Raw genomic sequence first — 20,484 nt, 5'->3', positions numbered from 1 at the left:
ATATGGACGGCGCGATTTCAATCGCTAGCACCTCGGCGGGACGAAACAGAAACGACCAAGCAAGCAATCGGCCATCGGCAACGGCGGCGAATATCGATCGAGATCGTGGCGTTGTTCCGCAACTTCGGCCGGGTCAGACGGAGGCATCACAGGCCGCCGCCGGACTTGCTCGATTCGATACCGGCCGCACGAACCGGCGCGCCCTCTGTGAGCAATGACAAGTCGCCGAGAATGATTTGTTCCGTACCATCGAACGACGTCCAAGATTCTTTCGACTGAGATTCATTCTCTGACTTCGACGAACGCTGGGTGACTTCGGTCCATTTGCCATCGCTGACGCCGGTCTTGATCTCGACTCGAGCTGCGCGGCCATCTTCGTATAACCAGCAAAATGACTGGTCGCCTCGGTACTCGATCGCATCGATTGGTAACGCGCGAACGTCGGGCCGCTCGATCGTCAGCTTGCCGTAAGCGTACATGCCGGGTCGGATTTTAGCGTCGGGGTTGTGCAGATCGATCTCGACACGCAACGTGCGGCTGGTCGCATTTAGCCCCCAACTGACGCGCGTCACCGAGGCCGGAATCTCCTCGTCGCGGTAAGCCTTGATAAGCACCTTTGCCGTTGTCCCCTGGTCCGCGTAGTCGGCGTCCGATTCGGGAATATCGACGAACACGCGCACCACGTCGAGACGATCAACCACGTAAATCGGCGCGGCCTTGCCACCGGGTGATAAGTGCGGCGCCCTCTGCATCGCGGTCGGGTCGCCGGTGGCAGGCAAAACGAAATCGCCCGTGTTTGCGTTTCTGGCAATAACAATTCCGTCAAACGGCGAATACAGCTTCAGATATCCCACCCACGCCTCCAATCGAGCCACTTCGCTGTTGGCCACCTCAAGATCAGCCTGGGCAACCGCAACGTCGACATTGGCCTTGGCCAAGGTTGCTCTTTCCGAAAGCAGTTCGGCCTTTGCCTTGGCGATGGTCGCCTTGGCTTTCTCGCGCGCGGCGGTGCTGGCTTTCAACTGATTTTGCGATTCGAGCAGAACCTGAGGATCAACCACTCCCCGTTCCGTCTCCCGCGCCAGTCGTTTGACTTGCACGTCCCAGCGATCCACCTGGGCCTGATAGTCAGCCAGGATCGCCTCGGCCTCTTCGAGACTGGCCTGTGCCGCTTCGACGTCGGCCGCCGCCACGTCGACGAGCTTCTTAGCCAGATCGATCCGCTGTTTGTCGAGCAGCACCGTGGCCTTCTTCGTACCGAGATCCTCGACCAACTCCGGCACAAAGAGAATCGCCAAGACGTCTCCCTTTTTCACGGTATCGCCGATGTCGACGATCCATTTGTCGATGTAGGCGCTCATCTTCGGATAGATCGAAGTACGTTCGTACGATTCGACAAAGCTCGGTTGCCCTACCACGCGGACGATCGTCCGGCGGTCGGGACTGACCAATCGCACGGCGGGCGGCTCTGCGACGCTTGTGTAGTCGATCTCAGGCTCGCCGCTGCACCCGACCATGCTCAACAAAGCAATCGTCAATGCGCCGTATCGCAAGAGGCGTGCACAACAGTTCAATTCACTGCAACAGGAGATGCATCGCATCAGGAGCCTCCTGATTGTTCCACGTTGCTGGCCGCACGCTCGTCGCCGGATTTGTGGTGTTCGTCGTCTTCGAGGTGCGGATCGTAATAGTGACTGTCCGCGTCGCCCGGGTAAATTGACGGCGTGTGCGGCTCGCTGGTACCAATCACGATGGCGAAGATCGAGGGAAGCACGAGCAACGTGGCCAAGGTCGACGTGACAAGTCCGCCGATTACTGCCCGGCCGAGCGGTGCCTGCATTTCGCTTCCCCGCTCCAGGGCGAGCGCCATCGGTATCATGCCGACGGTCATAGCACAGGCCGTCATCAGGATGGGCCGCAAACGCTCGCCCGCCCCGTCGATAGCCGCCTCGGTCGAGGAAGAACCATTTTTCCAATGAGCGTTGATGAATGCGACAAGCAGCACCGAGTTCGATACCGAAACCCCCAAGCTCATGATCGATCCCATGAAGGACTCGATATTAAGCGAGGTCTTAGTCAGATACAGGATGACCGCAATGCCGGCGAGCACCCCGGGGACGGCGCTAATCGAGATCAGCCCCATGCGCGGCGACTGGAAATACGCCGTCAACAGAACAAGAATCACGAACACGGCCACTGCCAGCCCAATGGCAAGCGACTTGAACATCTCGATCATCTGCGGAAGCTGCCCCAATGTCTCGACGCGCACGCCTTCGGGTGGATCACCCGCGGCTGCGATGGCCTGGGCGACCTGACGTGATGCTCGCCCCATGTCTTCGCCCTCGACGTTGGCGGTGACGGTGAGAAAACGTTGCGACATATCGCGGTCAAACTCGCCGGGCCGTACGCCGGGGCGCACGGTGGCCACGTCGCGGAGCATTAGATTCACTATCGGGCTGACCGAATCCAGCGGCAGAATCTCCAGATCCTCGGGCGAGGTCATGCGCGCCGGCGGCAACAAGACTTCCACCAGGTAGTCGAAGCCGGTCTCGACGTCGATCCAATAATTGAGATCGGTAAATCGCGTCGAGGAGGTCGCCATGACGAGCGCCTTGCGCACGTCGTCGATCGTCACATTGCTGAGGCCGGCTTTTTCGCGATCGATGACCACCTCTATGGTGGGATAATCCAAGGTCTGCTCGAACTGAATATCGCGCAGTCCCGGAATTCGCCGCATCTTGGAGACGATCAATTCCGCATGTTGCCGGATGTCGTCAAGATCGGTGCCAATGACGCGGACCGCGATCGGCGTTGTCGAGCCGAAGCTCATGACTTGCGTGACGATATCTCCAGGCTCAAAACCGAACGTTGCTTTTTTGGCTTGCTGAAGGGATGTGCTTTCGGCCAATCCTCCTGTCTTGAGTTGATCCGCCAGCCAGGGGATCACTCGCTCCGGCAGGATCTGGCGTAGACGCTCGCGGAACTCTGCGAGCTTGATGCCGCTTTTTGCGCGCAGGGCCACGCGTAGTTGGCCGTCGTCTGGGCCGCGCATAAAGAGCACCATATTGTCGATGCCGAAATTCGGCGCGACCTGACCGACAAAGCCCATCGTAATTATGATGTTCTCTGTCTTGGCCTCGCGCTCGATCTCTTCCAGACACTTGATGGCCATTTGGCGCGTTAAGTTGAAGTTCGAGCCGGGTGGCGGCCGGAACCGCAGCACAAATTCGCCTGAATCGATTTGCGGAAAGAGTTCGGTGCCTACGCGAAGTCCCATCAGCCCGAGAGCCAGTCCGCACGCGACGAGGTAACCCGGCACTACGAACCAACGCCAGCGAACCAGCCACGTCACCATCGTCCGATAAACGGACAACACGTGGGGAAAAAATCCTTTCTTGTCGTCATGCGCCTCATGCTTGACCAGATACACGCACAAGATCGGCACCAGCGTAATCGATAGTACGTAGGACGAGATCATGGCAAAGCCAACGGCCAGCGTGAGCGGCATAAACAGCGACCGTAGCGGATCGTTCATGATGAAAGCTGGCACAAACACCGAAAGGATGCACACTAGCGCCAGCAGAATCGGCACAGCCGTGGCCCGCGCGGCCTGCAAGACCGCGGTGGCGATGTTGGGAGTCTTCCCCATTTGCACATGAAAATCCTCAATGATCACCGTTGACATGTCGACCAGAATGCCGATCGACAGCGCTAACCCGCCCAGCGACATGATGTTGATCGTGTTGTTGGTCGTCCACAGCCCGAACAGCGAACCCAGGAGTGCGAGCGGGATATTGGTCACGACCACGATGACGCTTCTGAGGTCGTGCAAGAACAGCAGAATCATCACACCGGTTAAGGCCGCACCGATCGCGCCTTCGGTCGCCACGCTTTCGATGGCGTGTAATACGGTCGGCGACTCGTCGAATTGAAAGCTGATTTTGACCTTATCCCTGTATTGCCTGGGAATAACGCTTTGAAACAACTTCATCGACGCGCGCGTCTGGGCGACGACGGTCAAGGTCGAACCGGTATCTTTCTTGATAATGGGCAGATAGACGGACTTCTTGCCGTTGACCAGTGCGTAGCCGTACGTGACGTCCGTGTCGTCCTGAACCGTCGCCACGTCGCGCAGATAGACGTTATGGCCGACCTTCAGCGGAATGTCTCCCAGCCGCTGAATGTCGACCACGGTCGCATTATTGGCGACGATCGGCATCGAATCTTTAACATAGATGTTGCCCGCGGGAATGATGGTGTTGCCTGTAGCAAGGGCGTCCACCACGTTCTGCGGTGTAAGGTTGTAGTCGCGAAGCTTGTGCGGATTGACGTTGACGATGATCGACCGCATGTTCGGGCCGAACGGAGAAATAGCGACCGTGCCGGCGACATTTTTCTGGACCTGGGGTCGGATCAAGTTCTGAGCCCAGTCGCCAAGTTGCCCCAAAGAGGCTTCGTCGCTTTCCAACAGCAGGTAGCCGACAGGGACGCTGCCGGCGTCCATGCGCATGATCATCGGAGGCAATGTCCCCTTGGGCATCCATGACATGGCACGATCAGACATCGCCACGACCTGGGCCATCGCTTGCCCCATGTCGGTGCCCGGGAAAAAGGACAGTTCGCACAACGCGACTTGCTGGATGTTTCGCGACTCGATGTCCTGAACGCCATCAACGTACTGAAAAAACAGTTCAAGCTGATTAACGATGAACCCTTCCATCTGGTCAGGGCTCATGCCGACGTAATCGAGGAAGACGTAGATCTTCGGCACATTCAGCGCCGGGAAGATGTCAACCCGCATGCGGCTATACGCCAAGCCTCCGCCACTCACGAGCGCCACGACCAACATCAAGGTCGTGATCGGGTGACGCATCGCAAAGACGGTTGGGTTCATCACCCCCCCCCGCTAAATCACGTTAAGAGCTTAACGGTGGCGTTGCTCTCGCTAGGATAAACGTCACAGAATGCACACGATGCGCGGGCATGGCGTGGTCAAGGTAGCCCCAACTTCTATTGCAACTGTCGTGCCGCCTGATGCGATGATGGACAAAAGGAAAGCATTGAATTCGGCAATTGATCGGCCCGGATTATGCACTGGAAAGGGGTGGGGTATTTCACGTTCATTCGCTCAAAAGCTCATCGGGGATTGAAGCGATGGTCGACGAGCAGCCAAAGCGATCGCGGACGTCTGTGGCTCTGTTGGTATTGCTATTTATCTGCGTCCTGGCGGGGATGGGCTTCGCGATTTGGTCCATGCGCGAGCGATCTCAACTACGGGATGACCTTCAGAAGGCCACTAAGGAGCGCGACGGCGCCGTCCATGCCGCGGCAGAAGCGAAAAGTCAGCACGACCATGCCGAGGCGGCACGCAAGGCCGCCCAGCAAGATCGCGAGCGCGCGGTGGCGGCAGAGCAGCAAGCTGAACATCGGGAGGAAGACATGAAACAGGTGCTGGCCTTTTTCGAGGATAAGCTTTTTTCCGCCGGGCATACGGCGGAGTGGACGAATCATCCAACGGACAATGTCACACTGCGCGAAGCAGTCGAAGCGGCCGAGCCAGACGTGGCCGTGAAATTTGCCGAACGCCCCTTGGCCGAGGCCCAAGTGCGAAGCGCATTTGGTTGGGCTTATCTTTCCTCGGATGAACCGGAGCAAGCCGTCAAACAATTTCAGCGGGCGTTATCGCTACGAGAAGCGTCATTAGGCCCTCGAGATGCGGCATCGGTCGCTTGTCGCAACGCACTGGCACGCGCGTACCGCGCCGCGGGTCAGGAGGCAGCGGCCAGCCGTTTGTACGATCAGTCGACCAGTTCCACGTCCCCTGCACCCGCGATGGCTGTACAGGGGTCGCAGCTACCGGCTAAGAAGCAGCCAGCCAAGGACGAAGCTACCTTGCGAGAGTGCCTGTCCACCGGCCAGGAAGCAGAGGCCGACCATTGGTCGACATTCAATGTTAAGTCCCTGCTTAATGTTAAGTCCATGCTGGGGGAAACGCTTTTAGTTCAAATGAAGTACGCAGAAGCTGAGCCGTTACTTCTCTCTGGCTACGAAGGATTGAAAAAGTGCGTCGTTGCAACGTCCCCGGAATAAAAAGCCCGCCTGACCAAGGTCATTCAGAGGCGCATTCATCTTTATGAGACCTGGGGTAAAGAAGACAACGCAACTCGATGGCGCGAGGCGCTTGCACAAAACACGCACAAGCGTTGACATTGTCACCGCGCAAATCCGCCCTGTCGGAAAACATGGTTCTGAGCGTACACCGTGGTTGCCTAGTGGCTCATTGACAAGAGTCTGGTCGCCGACCGGTACGCTGCCGGCAGCTATGCGCGTGATCATCGGCGGGAGTGTGCCCCCTGGCCATCCATGACATCGCCCGGCCCGACATAGCCGCGACCTGTGCCATGGCTTGCCCCGTGTCGGTGCCGGGCAAGAAGGAGAACTGGGCCAAGTGCGACTAATTGCACGTGTAGCGGGTCGGTCCTCGGGGATTCACCTCGGCGGGCCAGCGGGTTATTAACATTTGTAGGCGACCGACGCAAAGTGATCCAATAACGTACGCAGTGGTCGTGCGACGACCACTCGACACCGATTTGGCTAGAGCAGGTCGTCGAAATCGCATAACACCCATGCCGCGTCTACTCCGTTTGGCGGGGGTGCGGATTCAGGACCTATGGCCGTCCCTGGGCGGACCCTCTTTACTTGACACCGAATTAACCATCCCCCAGGCGAGTTGTCCCGACTGATTGACCGCCGCACCGCCCGTCGCACGTGCCGGTACTGGCCGTGACGAATCCGGTTAGTGCCATCGGTTCGTCCTCGGGACTGGCGGTTGTTGTCTGTCAGCTGATGCCAGATCGCGAGATGAAATCCGATGGCCTCGTGAACCACTAGTAGGTCCTGGCTTTCGTCGCCGCCAACGTCTTTCTCTTGCGATAATCACTCCGCTAGATGTCGCCGAAGCAGACAGGCGGTACGGATTTAATCACGAAACCTTTAACTTGGGCCCGTTAATGTTGCTCGTGAAGTCCCCTCACCCGGCTGCCACATGCGACCGGCATATCATTTGCTGAAATGCGTTGGCCACGCCGGTACGAGTGCGTTGGCGTTCCCAAACCTGCCAACCACTGGGTGCGAAGCGAAATGTATGCTGCGGGCCGTGGATAACTAAAAACCCGACCCGTTTCGCGTGGTGGTTAGCCGTCGGCAGCGGGGGAAACGTGGCCCAAATCTTCCACCCGTCATTCAATACGATGTCGCGGGTGAGCATTTGGGGCTCGGCCGTGATTCTGTCGGCGGTCGCAGGCTTCTTGGGGATACTTTGGCGCTCTCCCTATGTCACCGAAGTGGGCGTCATTCGCGAACAGCCGATCCCGTTCAGCCACGAGCATCATGTCGCGGGGCTGGGAATCGATTGCCGCTATTGCCACACGTCGGTCGAAGAATCGTCATTTGCCGGCATGCCGGCCACGTCTATCTGCATGAACTGCCATGCGCATATCTGGAAGGACAGCCCGCTATTGGAGCCAGTGCGGGCCAGCCTTCGCACCGGGCAACCCCTTACGTGGACCCGAGTACACGACGTGCCCGACTTCGCCTATTTCAATCATGCGATTCATATCGCCAAGGGAGTCGGCTGCACGACCTGCCACGGCCAGGTGGACGAGATGCCACTCATGTGGCGCGAGCACACGCTCTTTATGCAGTGGTGTTTGAATTGTCATCGCGATCCGGCCCCCCATTTGCGTCCGCGCTCCGAGGTTTTCAGCGTTAGCTGGAAGCCTGGCGAGCCAATCGCCGATGATACGATCCCGCGGCTGGCGCCGCCGCTCACGCAGAAATCGGATCTATTGACCAGTTGCTCGACGTGCCATCGATGACCAGCCAGCAAACAAATCCTGAGCAGGCGTCCGACGCCCGACCATCGATAGCCGAGGTCGAAGAAGTACCCCGACGAGAGTTTTTGCACTGGTTAAGCACCTCGGCGGCTTTGGCTGGGCTGTCGGGGTGCGCGGCGCCCCCGACCGAGAAAATCGTTCCCTATGTCCGCGCGCCGGAGGATATCGTTCCCGGTCAGCCGCTGTATTTTGCCAGTGCCTTCCCGCTATCGGGTTGGGGGCAGGGCGTGCTCGTCGAAAGCCATATGGGTCGCCCCACAAAAATTGAGGGGAATCCCGACCATCCCGCCAGCCTAGGCGCGACAACGGCCTACGCGCAGGCATCGTTGCTTACGCTCTACGATCCCGATCGTTCGCAAGTGGTTCGCGAGCAGAACCTGATCAGCACCTGGGGCGCGTTCTACGCGCAATGCGAACCGGCCTTGCGGCGGTTGCGCGAGCGCGGCGGAAAAGGCCTGCGAATTCTGACAGGTACCGTCACTTCCCCCACGCTGCTCGCGCAGCTCGATGCGCTATTGCGTGAGTTGCCCTCAGCGCGCTGGCATTGCTTCGATCCGGCGACCGGCGACGGTCCGGCGGCGGGGGCGCAGCTGTCCTTTGGGGAAGACGTGCGGGCGATTTACCAACTGACGCAAGCGGACGTCATACTGGCACTCGACGCCGATTTTCTTTGCGCTGGACCTGGGTGCTTACGGTACGCTCGCGACTTCGCCGAGCGTCGCAGGCCGTATTCCGCTGACGCGGTGCTGAATCGCCTGTATGCCGTGGAAGCGGTCCTCAGCAACACCGGCGCTTTTGCCGACAACCGCCTGGCGTTACGGCCTAGTGAAATCGAGCCCTTTGCGTGCGCCCTGGCGCGGGCGATCGGGCTGGAAATACCGCCGGCAGTCAGAGCCTTGCCGCCGGAAAAGCAAACTTGGGTGCAAGCGATCGCCAGCGATTTGCTGGCCCATCGGTCGCGCAGCGTGGTGATCGTGGGCGAGGAGCAAACCGCATTCGTTCATGCGCTGGCTCATGCCATGAACGAGCACTTGAATAACGTTGGCAAAACGGTCGTCTACACCGAGACCGTGGCAACTCCGAAGGGGCCGAATCCAAGGACTTTTTCGGAACTGACCAATGACATGAGGGCAGCGGATGTCGACCTGCTGTTGATGCTGGACGTAAATCCAGTCTACGCGGCGGCGGGCGATTCGAATTTCGGACGCGAACTGGAGCGGATACCGCTGCGCGTGCACTGGGGATTGTACAACGACGAAACCGCGGCGCGCTGTCAGTGGCACCTGCCGGCCGCGCATTACCTTGAGTCTTGGAGTGACATCCGCGCGTTTGACGGCACGACCACGATCATTCAACCGCTGATCGCGCCGCTGTATGCCGGTAAAACCGCCCACGAGGTACTGTCTGCCATAGCATTTCAACCCGAGCGCACCAGCTACGATATCATCCGCAGCTATTGGCAGCAGCAGTGGCCGCGCGAGGATTTCGACGTCCGCTGGCAAACAGCGCTCGACGCCGGGGTGATCGCCGACAGTCAATTTGCGCAGCGCGCGCCTGCGTTGCAAGAAAACCTGGCCGATGTGCTGGGACGAGAAATCACTCAGGCGACGCCGCGAGGCGATGAAGGTCTGGAACTGGTCATCCGGCTCGATCCAACAGTTTATGACGGTAGCTTTGCCAATAATGGCTGGCTGCAGGAACTGCCCAAGCCTCTCACGCGTCTGACTTGGGACAACGCGGTGTTCCTGAGCCCCGCCACGGCTGCGCTCCAGGGACTGACCAACGCCGATGTGGTGGAAGTGCATTGTGACGGCCGCATGGTTCGCGGGCCGGTCTGGATATTGCCTGGCCAAGCCGATGGTTGCATCAACGTACACCTGGGGTACGGTCGCACTTTGGTCGGGAAGGTAGGAGAAGGCGCAGGCTTTAGCGCCTATCCGCTGCGCAGCACGGCGCAACCTTGGATGGGCCGCGATGTCTCGCTGCAAAAAACCGGCACGCGCGGATCGCTGGCCTGTACTCAAACGCACTTCTCGATGGAAGGACGCGACCTGGTACGCAGCGCAACCTGGGCCGGCTTCAAAGCGGATCCCGCGTTTGCGCACCAGCGCGAAAACGCTCCGGCCGCGGATGAGACGCTCTATCCGCCGTGGCAATACGATGGACACGCCTGGGGCATGTCGGTGGATTTGAATACGTGCACCGGCTGCGCCGCATGCGTAGTCGCATGCCAGGCGGAGAATAACATTCCCGTCGTCGGCCGCGAGCAGGTATTGGCCGAGCGCGAGATGCACTGGCTGCGGATCGATCGCTATTTCACCGGTGAGCCGGCGAATCCGCAGGTAGCGATCGAACCGGTCATGTGCATGCACTGCGAACATGCCCCCTGCGAGTTGGTCTGTCCCGTGGGCGCGACCACGCACAGCGCCGAGGGCTTGAACGACATGGTCTACAACCGCTGTGTCGGAACACGCTATTGCTCGAACAATTGCCCTTACAAAGTTCGACGCTTCAACTTCCTGCAATTCAGCGACGAAACCACGCCGGTATTCAAGCTGCTGCGCAACCCCGATGTTACGGTTCGCTCGCGGGGTGTGATGGAAAAATGCACTTATTGCGTACAGCGCATCAATGGAGCGCGGATCAACTCGGAGGTTGCCGGACGCACGCTGCGCGATGGCGACATCGTAACGGCCTGTCAGGCCGCCTGTCCGACGCGCGCGTTGATATTCGGGGATACCAACGATCCGTCGAGCGAAGTATCGCGCCGTAAGGCCTTGCCGTTGAACTACGACTTGCTGGCCGAGTTGAATACGCGGCCGCGCACCAGTTATCTGGCCCGCGTGCGCAACCCCAACCCACTGCTGGAGCGCGAACTCGCATGAGCGACGCCCGGCCTGCGGACAACTTGCCAGACAGCCGGGCTCCGGTACTGAAGCCGGGGCATACCTATGGCACGGTCACGGACAAGATCGCTTCCATCGTGCAAGCGAGAAAAACACCCGGCAGCTGGTACTTCGGCCTGGCCGTAGGCTTCGCGCTGTTGATGCTTCTATTCTACGCCGTGGCCTATCTGCTTACGGTGGGCGTTGGCATTTGGGGAATCAATATTCCCGTGGCCTGGGGCTTTGCGATCGTCAATTTCGTGTGGTGGATTGGCATTGGCCACGCCGGCACGCTGATCTCGGCGATTCTGCTCTTGTTGCGCCAGCAATGGCGGACGTCGATCAACAGATTCGCAGAAGCCATGACATTATTCGCCGTGGCCTGCGCGGGCTTGTTTCCATTGCTGCACATGGGTCGACCCTGGTTCTTCTATTGGCTGATGCCCTACCCGAACACGATGGGCCTGTGGCCTCAGTTCCGCAGCGCCCTGGTCTGGGACGTGTTCGCCGTAATGACGTACGCCACGGTTTCGCTTGTGTTCTGGTACGTGGGATTGATCCCCGATCTGGCCACGCTGCGCGATCGTTCGCGCCATCCCGTGGGTCGGATCGTGTACGGTATTCTGGCCATGGGCTGGCGCGGCTCGGCGACTCACTGGCACAACTACGAGACGGCTTACCTGCTGCTGGCCGGCCTGGCGACGCCATTGGTCGTATCGGTCCATAGCATCGTCAGCCTGGACTTTGCCTCGGCGATCGTGCCAGGTTGGCATACGACGGTGTTTCCTCCGTACTTCGTCGCCGGCGCCATCTTTTCCGGCTTTGCCATGGTGGCGACGCTCGCCATTCCGCTGCGGAAGATATACGCGCTCGAAGATTTCATCACGGCCCGGCACCTGGACAACATCGCCAAGATCCTGCTGGCGACGTCGTTGATGGTGGGCTACGGATACCTGATGGAAGCCTTCATGGGCTGGTACAGCGACAACGAGTTCGAACGCTACGTGGTGGTGAATCGCGCCCTTGGTCCTTATCGGATGTTGTACTGGCTATTGCTGGCGTGCAATGTCGCGGCGCCGCAGTTGTTTTGGTTTCGAGGCGTGCGCAACAACACGTTGCTGTTGTTCGTGATCTCGTTGGCTATCAACGTGGGTATGTGGCTGGAACGATACGTCATCGTCGTAACGAGCCTGCACCGCGATTTCCTGCCGTCTTCGTGGGGAATGTATGCCGGCACGCGTTGGGATTGGGCCACGCTGTTGGGATCGATGGGGCTATTTCTCAGCCTGTTGTTCGTGTTTCTGCGCGTGCTGCCCATGATTTCGATCTACGAAATGCGATCCCTGGTCGCAGAGGAAGAGCGGAAATAAGTTTGCCCATTGAGCCCGTGCTTTCAGGTGCATTCGTGTCACAGCTGTACGGACTGCTGGCGGAGTTCGAAAAGCCCGAGCAGATCGTGCGCGCTGCCGAGTTGGCCCGCCTGGCAGGTTATCGCCGCGTGGAAGCGTACTCGCCTTATCCAGTGCCAGGCCTGGCCGAGGCTGTAGGGCACACGCACTCGCGCGTCCCGCTGTGGACCTTGATCGGAGGCGTGCTGGGCTGCGCCGGTGCCTTCGGCATGCAGTTCTATGCCATGGCGCTATTTTACCCGTTGAACGTCGGCGGCAGACCGCTGGCCAGTTGGCCGCTGTTTATTCCCATCACTTTCGAGCTAACGATCCTGGGCGCCTCTTTGACGGCCGTCTTGGCCATGCTGGTCCTCAACGGTTTGCCGATGCCCCATCACCCGTTGTTCAATCTGACAGCGTTCGAGGCGGTGACGCGGAACAGATTCTTCCTGTGCATTCAAACGCGCGATCCCGAGTTCGCCTACGACAAGGTTAGAAACTTTTTGACGAGTCTCGCTCCTCTATCGGTAAGCGATGTGCCGCTGCGGCGCCCGCCACTCACGGAGGAACACGATGCCGGGGCATAAACCCAGCCGTGGGAACATTGAAATCGCGCCGGATGTTTACTTTCGCAGGCGCTGGTTCGGCACGCTGGCTGGCTGCTGCGTAGCGCTCGTTGGCTGCCGGCAAGAAATGGCAGACCAGCCGCGTTACGAATCTCTGGAGCCAAGCACTTTTTTTGCCGACGGTGCCAGCGCACGGCAACTCGTCCAAGGGACGGTGGCGCGAGGTCACAAGCGCATCGATCGCCACCTGTATGAAGGTCGCGTCGACGGCGAATGGGCCAGCGAATTTCCCTTCGCGGTCACGCACGACGTACTCGAACGAGGCCAGCAGCGCTTCAATATCTTTTGCGCACCGTGCCATGACCGCACGGGCAGCGGACAGGGGATCGTCGTGGAACGAGGCTATCCACGCCCTCCTGATTTCACGATCGGCCGCTTGCGCGATGCGCCGGTAGGACATTTTTTCGACGTGATTACCAACGGCTACCGTCTAATGCCTCCCTATGCGGCGCAAGTCCCGCCGCGCGATCGCTGGGCCATCGTCGGGTACATCCGCGCCCTGCAATTGAGCCGGCATGCAACTCTTGATGACGTGCCCACTAACGAGCGTGCCAGGTTGCAAGAAAGCAGCCTCGAAGGGGGCGCTCGATGACGGCAGATCTTCTCCAAGCCCGGATAGGCACGCTGCAGCGGCGGATGATCGCACTGGCCATCGTCGGCTTCGGCGTGTTGGCGCTGGCCGCCACCAGCCGATGGGATGATTGTTTTCATGCGTACCTGACTGCTTACCTATTCTGGCTCAATATCTCCTTGGGACTAACGGGCCTGCTGATGCTGCTGCACGTGACCGGCGGCGCATGGGGCACGACGATCCGCGGAGTTCTCGAAGCGGGCGTACGTACACTGCCGCTCGTGGGCGTCCTGTTCGTTCCCATCGCTTTCGGATTGCCCTCGCTCTATAGCTGGGCCCGTCCCGAACTAGTGGCGCACAGCGACATGCTTGCCGCGAAGCAATTGTATTTGAATCCGGACTTCTTTTGCGGACGGGCGATTGTCTACTTCCTGGCATGGATACTTGTCGGCTGGCTGCTCAATCGTTGGTCACGCGCACAGCAGCAAACGCCCAGCGAAAGGATCACGCGGCGCTTGCAACGGTTGAGCGCCGTTGGGCTGCTGGTCTTTGGCCTAACCATTACCTTCGCGGCGATCGATTGGGGCATGTCGCTGGAACCGGATTGGTACTCGACGATCTACGGGCTGCTGTTCATTTCCAGTGAGTTTGTCACCGGAATGGCATTTGCGATTCTGATCTCTGCATGGCTCGCGCGCATGGCGTCGTTGAGCGACGTGATCACGTCGGACCGTCTGCAAGATCTCGCCAGCTTGCTGTTATCCTTTCTCATCATTTGGGCCTATATGTCGTTCTCGCAATTGATCGTGATCTATGCAGGTGACTTGCCCGAAGAGATCTCCTGGTATCGGCGGCGGATCAGCGGCGGTTGGCAATGGATCGCAATCGCACAGGGAGTCTTCGACTTTGCGGTGCCGTTTCTGGCGCTGCTGTTCCGTGACGTGAAGCGCAATCCCCGCCCGCTGGCCTATGTGGCTGTGACCGTCTTCGGGATGCAATTGTTGAATGATGTCTGGTTGGTCGAGCCCGCCTTCGGCCCGGTGCGCGGGATCGATCTCGGGTTGGTAGCCGCCGCTGTCGTCGGACTGGGCGGCGTGTGGATGACGGAATTCCTCCGCCAACTTCGTCAGCGGCCCGTGGTGTTGATTTACGAGCGTTCGTCCTGAGACGAGCTTTACGGCCATATTGCACGAAGAGGGTGTTTACGAGTTCGGTTCTCGCAGCGAATGAGCCATGAGCGAACATTCATCACAGCATGCTAAAGATCCCCGCAGGTCCGCGAACCCGCGGCCAGAGTCGCCCGACGTCAGCAACGCGTACGTGGTCCTCTCGGGCTTAGGTCTCGTCGTTCTTGTCGCGGCCGGATTTGGCGCGGCCGCGTGGGCGTATACCGGCGCCATGGTGCGGACTGCCGATGATCGGCCTGCGTCCTTGGCGCTGCAAGGGCCAACCCAAGCCGCTCCCCATTTGCAAGTTCGGCCGGCGGACGAGCTCATGCAATTGCGGGCACGAGAGGAGAGCCAGTTGCACAGCTACGATTGGATCGATCGCAAACAAGGCCTCGTCCGTATCCCCATCGAGCGGGCGATCGAGTTGCTCGACGAGCGCAGGCTGCCGGCGCGAGACACCAATAGCGAAGACAATACGCCGGGGGCGCCATGAACACTAGCCGCATGACAAGACACATATGGTTCGTCGCGGCGGCTCGCGCGGTAGGGCTGCGCGCGCTCATCTTCGCTGGCCTGCTACTGCCGCTGACGCATTGCCGCGCGCAGGAGCCAGCTTCGCTCGGTGAGCGCTTTGGTGACGTGGGTATCGATCAGCATCTCGATACGCAGTTGCCATTGGAGGAGACGTTCTGCGACGAATCGGGGCGCGTCGTCAGGCTGGGCCAGTACTTTGGCAGTCGGCCGGTGATCGTGAACCTGGTTTACTATGAGTGCCCTCTGCTTTGCAATGTGGCCCTCAATGGGCTGCTTCAAGGTATGGAAGGATTGCCGTTCGACGCGGGTGATAAATACGAAGTCGTCACGATCAGCTTCAATCCGAACGATACACCTGCCCTGGCTGCCGCTAAAAAGAAGACCTACCTGCGCCGTTACAGCCGCCCCAGTGGTGCAGAGGGTTGGCATTTTCTCACGGGCAAAACCGACGCCATCCAGCGTGTCGCGCAGGCCATCGGCTTTCGCTATTTTTACGACGAAAAGAGTGCATTGTACGTGCATGCCGCAGGCCTGGTCGTGGCAACTCCCGACGGCCGATTGGCGCGCTACCTGTTCGGGGTCGATTATGCGCCGCAAGATCTACGGCTGGCGCTGGTCGAAGCGTCGGCCGGCCATATCGGCACCGTGGCTGATCAGTTCTTGCTCCTCTGCTACCACTACGACCCGGCCACCGGAAAATATGGCCTGGCGATTCTGAACGTCATGCGCGCCGCGGGCGTGTTGACGGTCGTGGGGCTGATTGCCGGTGTGCTAGGGCTTTTGCATCGCGAACGACGCGGGCTGCACGCCCTCGCTGCGGCGACCAGTGCCGGACAATCGGCCGTAACGTCACGTTCCCTCGGGGAGGTCCCCTGATGGATCGTTCGTTTCGCTTATTTCCGGAACAAGCCGCCGAGGCGGCGCGGCGCGTCGACCATGTCTATTTCGCGCTCGTGGCCATGGCCTTGGTACTGTCGATCTTGATCTTTTCGCTGGTGATTTTTTTTGCGGTCAAGTATCGCCGCACTTCGTCGGCATATCGCGGTCCGGCGGTGACGTCGAACTTGCCGCTCGAGTTGCTGTGGACCGGTGCGCCGTTTCTGGTCTCGTTGGGACTGTTTGCTTGGGGCGCGCAGATTTACATCGACGAGATGCGCCCTCCTACCGAAGCGCTCGATATCTATGTCGTCGGCAAGCAATGGATGTGGAAGATGCAGCATCCTATGGGAAATCGTGAGATCAACGAGCTGCACGTGCCTCGCGGCACGCCAGTCAAGCTGACGATGATTTCACAGGATGTGATCCACAGCTTCTATGTGCCGGCGTTTCGCATCAAGCGCGACGTGTTACCCGGACGCTACGTCACGATCTGGTTCGAGGCCAACAAGACGGGCGAGTACCATTTGTTCTGCGCCGAATATTGTGGCACCTCCCACGCGCGCATGGGAGGTCGGGTCGTGGTAATGGAGCCGGCCGACTATCAGCGTTGGCTGGCCGGCGGCAGCACCTCGTTGCGGTCGCAGGGTGAAGAGTTGTTTGGACGGCTGGGTTGCGCCAACTGCCATCGCGCGGATTCGAGCGCCCGGGCTCCGCTGTTGGCCGGCGCTTTTGGCCGCCCCGTGGCGTTGTCCAACGGCAGTACGGTGCTATTTGACGCCAATTACACGCGCGAATCGATTCTCAATCCCCGCACGAAAATCGTGGCCGGTTACGAACCCATCATGCCGAGCTTTACCGGTCAGGTCAGTGAAGAAGAACTGGTGCAACTGGTCGAGTACATCAAAACGCTGGGCGCCGGCGACAACACGGGTGGCCTATGAAAGAACATATCTTGGAGCCGTCGGAGCACTATCTCAACGCTGGATATAGCATCGGCTCGTGGCTTTTGACGCGCGATCACAAGCGTATCGCCATCCTGTTCCTGATCTCGATCACGCTGTTCTTTTTCGTGGGAGGCGCCGCCGCCGTGCTGTTTCGCCTCGATCTGATGACTCCAGAAGCCGATCTGGTGCAATCCGAGACGTACAACAAGCTGTTTACGATTCACGGCGTGATTATGGTGTTCTTCTTCCTTATTCCCTCGATACCCGCCGTGCTGGGCAATTTTGTCGTGCCGCTGATGATCGGCGCGCGGGATCTGGCTTTTCCGCGTTTGAATTTGCTGAGCTGGTACATCTTTCTGTTGGGAGGATCGTTTACGATTGCCGCGATTCTTTCCGGCGGCGTCGATACGGGCTGGACCTTTTACACGCCGTATACCAGCACGTACTCGAACACGCATGTCATGGCCACCGCCATTGGTGTCTTCATTGTCGGCTTTTCGTCGATTCTGACGGCCTTGAATTTCATCGTCACGATCCACACCATGCGAGCGCCAGGGTTGACATGGTTCCGGCTGCCGCTGTTCATCTGGTCGATCTATGCCACCGCGTTGATCATCATGCTAGGGACGCCCGTACTGGCGATCGTGTTGGCGCTAGTGGCGCTCGAGCGCGGCTTTGGCTTTGGTATTTTCGATCCCGCTTTAGGGGGCGACCCGCTGCTGTTTCAACATCTGTTCTGGTTCTATTCCCATCCGGCCGTGTACATCATGATCCTGCCCGGCATGGGCGTCATTAGCGAATTAGTGACCTGTTTTGCCCGCAAGCCGATCTTCGGCTACCGCTTTATCGCGATTTCGAGCATGGCCATCGCGGTGCTGGGATTCCTGGTGTGGGGGCATCACATGTTTGTGGCTGGGCAATCCGTTTACGCGTCGCTCGTGTTTTCGATCCTCAGCTTTGCCGTGGCCGTTCCCTCGGCTGTGAAAGTGTTCAACTGGACGGCCACGCTCTACCAGGGATGGATCATTTACAGCACGCCGATGCTGTACACGCTTGGCTTCATCGGCCTGTTTACGATCGGAGGGCTGACGGGGATGTTCCTGGCCACACTGGCCGTCGACGTGCATGTACACGATACGTATTTCGTGGTCGCGCATTTCCATTACATCATGGTCGGCGGCATGGTCATGGCGTATATGGGCGGATTGCATTACTGGTGGCCGAAGATGACGGGCCGCATGTACCCCGAGGGTTGGGGCCGGCTGGCGGCGTTGATCATCTTCGTCGGTTTCAATTTGACGTTCTTTCCGCAGTTCGTGCTGGGCTATTTGGGAATGCCCCGCCGCTACCACGTCTACCCACCCGAGTTTCAAGTCCTGAACGTGATGTCGTCGGCCGGAGCGTCGATTCTGGGGGTTGGCTATCTGCTGCCGTTGGTCTACCTGTTGTGGTCGCTGAAGTATGGCCGGCTGGCGGGCCCGAACCCTTGGCACGCGACGGGGCTGGAATGGCAGACATCGTCGCCGCCACCTACGGAGAACTTCGAAGTTATGCCGATCGTCACGTGCGGCCCCTATGCCTATGCGGGCCTGGAGAAAGAACATGTCCAGTGAGCAGGCGATCGTTTCGCCACAATTTGTCTCGATCGCCCAGCAGCGCGACGCGGCGCGCTTGGGCATCTGGGCCTTTCTGATCACCGAAGTCATGTTCTTCGGCGGTATGTTCTGCGGCTATGCGATCTATCGCCATGCTTACCCCGACGCATTTGCCGCCGGCAGCCATAAGCTGAACGTAGTTCTGGGGACCATCAACACCGCTGTGCTCATCGGCAGCAGCTTTACGATGGCCCTGGCCGTGCGCGCAGCGCAGCACGGAACTGAACGACCAAGAGCGGGAAAATTCGCTCGCGCCCGAAACAGTCAAGGCCGGCGGCAAAGTCTGCTGCTATTGGCGACCGTGGCCGCCGGCGCGTTGTTCCTGGGAATCAAGACCTTCGAGTATTACACGGACTATACCGAGCATCTGGTGCCGGGCTCGCACTTTCAATTCGCGGCAACCTGGTTGCCCCAGGTCGAATTATTTTTCGTGCTGTACTTCGCCATGACAGGCTTGCACGCCGTACATATGGCGATCGGCATGGGCGTGATCCTGGTGCTGGTCATGCGCCAGGCGTTTGGCCATCCGCCGCGGGATAACTACGCCGCTATCGAAGTGACTGGATTGTATTGGCACTTCGTTGACGTGATCTGGATTTTTCTTTTCCCATTGCTTTATCTGGTGTGAGTCGTGCTATGAGCAATCCCCAAAGATCCATCGCCGGGTATGCCGTGGTCTTGGTCGCATTGCTCTGCCTGACCGCGGCAACGACGGCGGCGCACTTTCTGAACTTGGGGCCGTGGCACCTGCCTGTGGCCCTGTCGATCGCTACCTTCAAGGGCTTGCTGGTGGCGCTATTTTTTATGCACCTGCTTGGCAGCATGCGTTTGATATGGTTATCGGTGGGGGTGGGAATCTTGTGGCTGGCGCTATTGATAGGCCTGACGTTAACAGACTATGTGACGCGGCGGCCCCATCTAAGGGATTGGTCTACCGTCCGCTCTCAGATCGTCGGCCCGATGATCCGTTCGGCAAGACTCGGGAGCCAGGTCACGACCGACGCCATTATCATTTGACTTGCGCACGCCGGAAACATTTGATGGAGTGATCGTTGACGATGCCCACGGCTTGCATCCAGGCATAGACGATCGTGGGGCCAACAAACTTGAAGCCGCGGCGTTTCATCTCCTTCGAGATTGTCTCAGACAAAGGGGACGAGGCAATCACGCTACGGCCATCCCCTTTCAGAACCTTGCCATCGGTAAATGACCAGCAGAAGTCTCTGAAGGTTTCTGCCCGGTCCTTCATCTCGCAGTAGATCTGTGCGCCGCGGATCGTGGCCTCGATTTTGGCCCGTGCACGAATGATGCCCGCGTCGGCCATCAGGCGCTGGACATCCTTGTTGCTGAAGCGGGCGACCTTCTCTGGTTTGAAACCCGCGAAGGCTGCGCGAAAGGCTTCACGCTTGCGCAGGACAATGATCCAGGCCAGCCCGGCCTGGAAGCCTTCCAGCATCAGCATTTCCCACAGCATGCGGGAATCGCGCTGGGGAACGCCCCATTCCTGGTCATGATAGGTGCGCATTAACGCATCGTTATTTGCCCAACTACAGCGCCGAGACTCTGTCACGTTGCAAGCTCCTGTAGTGTCTGCCGCGGGCTGAGACCCGTGTTGCGGCTAAAACATGTCCGGCGGCATGGTCCCGAATATTGACGATTGCACTGCCGATCGTCAAACTTGCGTGATATTCCACAAGATATAACGCGTTGAGCTTATCATCTGTTTAGAAAACGTCGCGTTCCAAGGCACCTGACCCGGGCTCATCGATGCAAAAACTGTCGTACGAAATCAATATCGCGCAAGGAAGCCTTTTGTCGACACCGCGTTGGCTGGCTCTGGTGATTGCCTTGAGTTGGGCCGCCACCGTCTGCGCGGAAGATGTCGACGTGCCTGTAACGCTCGAAAACGTGGGCAGCCCGGGCAAGAATGATCCCGAC

The 20,484-nt window shown here is 59.1% G+C and carries 16 protein-coding genes; 13 read left to right on the top strand and 3 right to left on the bottom strand.

Annotation, left to right across the window (positions count from 1 at the left end; translation table 11 throughout):
• Positions 1–146 precede the first annotated feature (146 nt).
• Complete coding sequence (locus VGG64_26180; GenBank protein ID HEY1603119.1) at positions 147–1,601, bottom strand: efflux RND transporter periplasmic adaptor subunit; 1,455 nt, start codon at positions 1,599–1,601, stop codon at positions 147–149.
• Positions 1,601–4,873, bottom strand: a complete 3,273-nt coding sequence (locus tag VGG64_26175; GenBank protein HEY1603118.1) for an efflux RND transporter permease subunit — start codon at positions 4,871–4,873, stop codon at positions 1,601–1,603. Before VGG64_26175 ends, VGG64_26180 begins: the two co-directional genes overlap by 1 nt.
• Before the next feature lie 281 nt (positions 4,874–5,154).
• Between VGG64_26175 and VGG64_26170 the strand changes: the two genes are divergently transcribed.
• The 13 genes from VGG64_26170 (at position 5,155) to VGG64_26110 (ending at position 19,563) form a co-directional block, all read left to right on the top strand.
• Positions 5,155–6,090 (top strand): tetratricopeptide repeat protein, encoded by a 936-nt coding sequence (locus VGG64_26170; protein ID HEY1603117.1) that lies wholly within the window; start codon positions 5,155–5,157, stop codon positions 6,088–6,090.
• Between the two features lie 1,127 nt (positions 6,091–7,217).
• On the top strand, positions 7,218–7,877 hold the full coding sequence (locus VGG64_26165) for a cytochrome c3 family protein (protein HEY1603116.1): 660 nt from the start codon (positions 7,218–7,220) through the stop codon (positions 7,875–7,877).
• Positions 7,874–10,780, top strand: a complete 2,907-nt coding sequence (locus tag VGG64_26160) for a 4Fe-4S dicluster domain-containing protein (protein HEY1603115.1) — start codon at positions 7,874–7,876, stop codon at positions 10,778–10,780. Before VGG64_26165 ends, VGG64_26160 begins: the two co-directional genes overlap by 4 nt.
• Positions 10,777–12,150: an NrfD/PsrC family molybdoenzyme membrane anchor subunit gene (gene nrfD, locus VGG64_26155; GenBank protein ID HEY1603114.1), complete on the top strand. Its 1,374-nt coding sequence runs from the start codon at positions 10,777–10,779 to the stop codon at positions 12,148–12,150. The genes VGG64_26160 and nrfD overlap by 4 nt, the downstream gene beginning before the upstream one ends.
• A gap of 35 nt (positions 12,151–12,185) precedes the next feature.
• Complete coding sequence (locus VGG64_26150) at positions 12,186–12,755, top strand: DUF3341 domain-containing protein (protein ID HEY1603113.1); 570 nt, start codon at positions 12,186–12,188, stop codon at positions 12,753–12,755.
• Positions 12,742–13,386 carry a cytochrome c gene (locus VGG64_26145; GenBank protein HEY1603112.1) on the top strand — a complete coding sequence of 215 codons (645 nt, stop codon included), beginning with the start codon at positions 12,742–12,744 and terminating at the stop codon, positions 13,384–13,386. Before VGG64_26150 ends, VGG64_26145 begins: the two co-directional genes overlap by 14 nt.
• Positions 13,383–14,531: a hypothetical protein gene (locus VGG64_26140; protein HEY1603111.1), complete on the top strand. Its 1,149-nt coding sequence runs from the start codon at positions 13,383–13,385 to the stop codon at positions 14,529–14,531. The genes VGG64_26145 and VGG64_26140 overlap by 4 nt, the downstream gene beginning before the upstream one ends.
• Positions 14,532–14,598: 67 nt before the next feature.
• Positions 14,599–15,027 (top strand): hypothetical protein, encoded by a 429-nt coding sequence (locus VGG64_26135; GenBank protein HEY1603110.1) that lies wholly within the window; start codon positions 14,599–14,601, stop codon positions 15,025–15,027.
• Between the two features lie 11 nt (positions 15,028–15,038).
• Positions 15,039–15,944: an SCO family protein gene (locus VGG64_26130; protein HEY1603109.1), complete on the top strand. Its 906-nt coding sequence runs from the start codon at positions 15,039–15,041 to the stop codon at positions 15,942–15,944.
• Positions 15,944–16,888, top strand: a complete 945-nt coding sequence (coxB, locus tag VGG64_26125; protein HEY1603108.1) for a cytochrome c oxidase subunit II — start codon at positions 15,944–15,946, stop codon at positions 16,886–16,888. Before VGG64_26130 ends, coxB begins: the two co-directional genes overlap by 1 nt.
• Entirely contained in the window at positions 16,885–18,504 is a 1,620-nt protein-coding gene (gene ctaD / locus VGG64_26120; protein ID HEY1603107.1) for a cytochrome c oxidase subunit I, read from the top strand. The genes coxB and ctaD overlap by 4 nt, the downstream gene beginning before the upstream one ends.
• Positions 18,494–19,174 (top strand): cytochrome c oxidase subunit 3 family protein, encoded by a 681-nt coding sequence (locus VGG64_26115; protein HEY1603106.1) that lies wholly within the window; start codon positions 18,494–18,496, stop codon positions 19,172–19,174. Before ctaD ends, VGG64_26115 begins: the two co-directional genes overlap by 11 nt.
• A gap of 8 nt (positions 19,175–19,182) precedes the next feature.
• Positions 19,183–19,563: a cytochrome C oxidase subunit IV family protein gene (locus tag VGG64_26110; GenBank protein ID HEY1603105.1), complete on the top strand. Its 381-nt coding sequence runs from the start codon at positions 19,183–19,185 to the stop codon at positions 19,561–19,563.
• On the opposite strand, the gene VGG64_26105 is transcribed toward VGG64_26110, so the two are convergent.
• Positions 19,556–20,116, bottom strand: coding sequence for a DNA-3-methyladenine glycosylase I (locus VGG64_26105; GenBank protein HEY1603104.1), 561 nt, complete (start codon positions 20,114–20,116; stop codon positions 19,556–19,558). The two genes, VGG64_26110 and VGG64_26105, sit on opposite strands and share 8 nt — an antisense overlap.
• Positions 20,117–20,484 lie beyond the last annotated feature (368 nt).

This window comes from Pirellulales bacterium (assembly GCA_036490175.1).
GTDB lineage: Bacteria > Planctomycetota > Planctomycetia > Pirellulales > JACPPG01 > JACPPG01.
The sequence above is the reverse complement of the archived record's forward strand: the minus strand, read 5'-3'. Positions and strand labels throughout refer to the sequence as shown.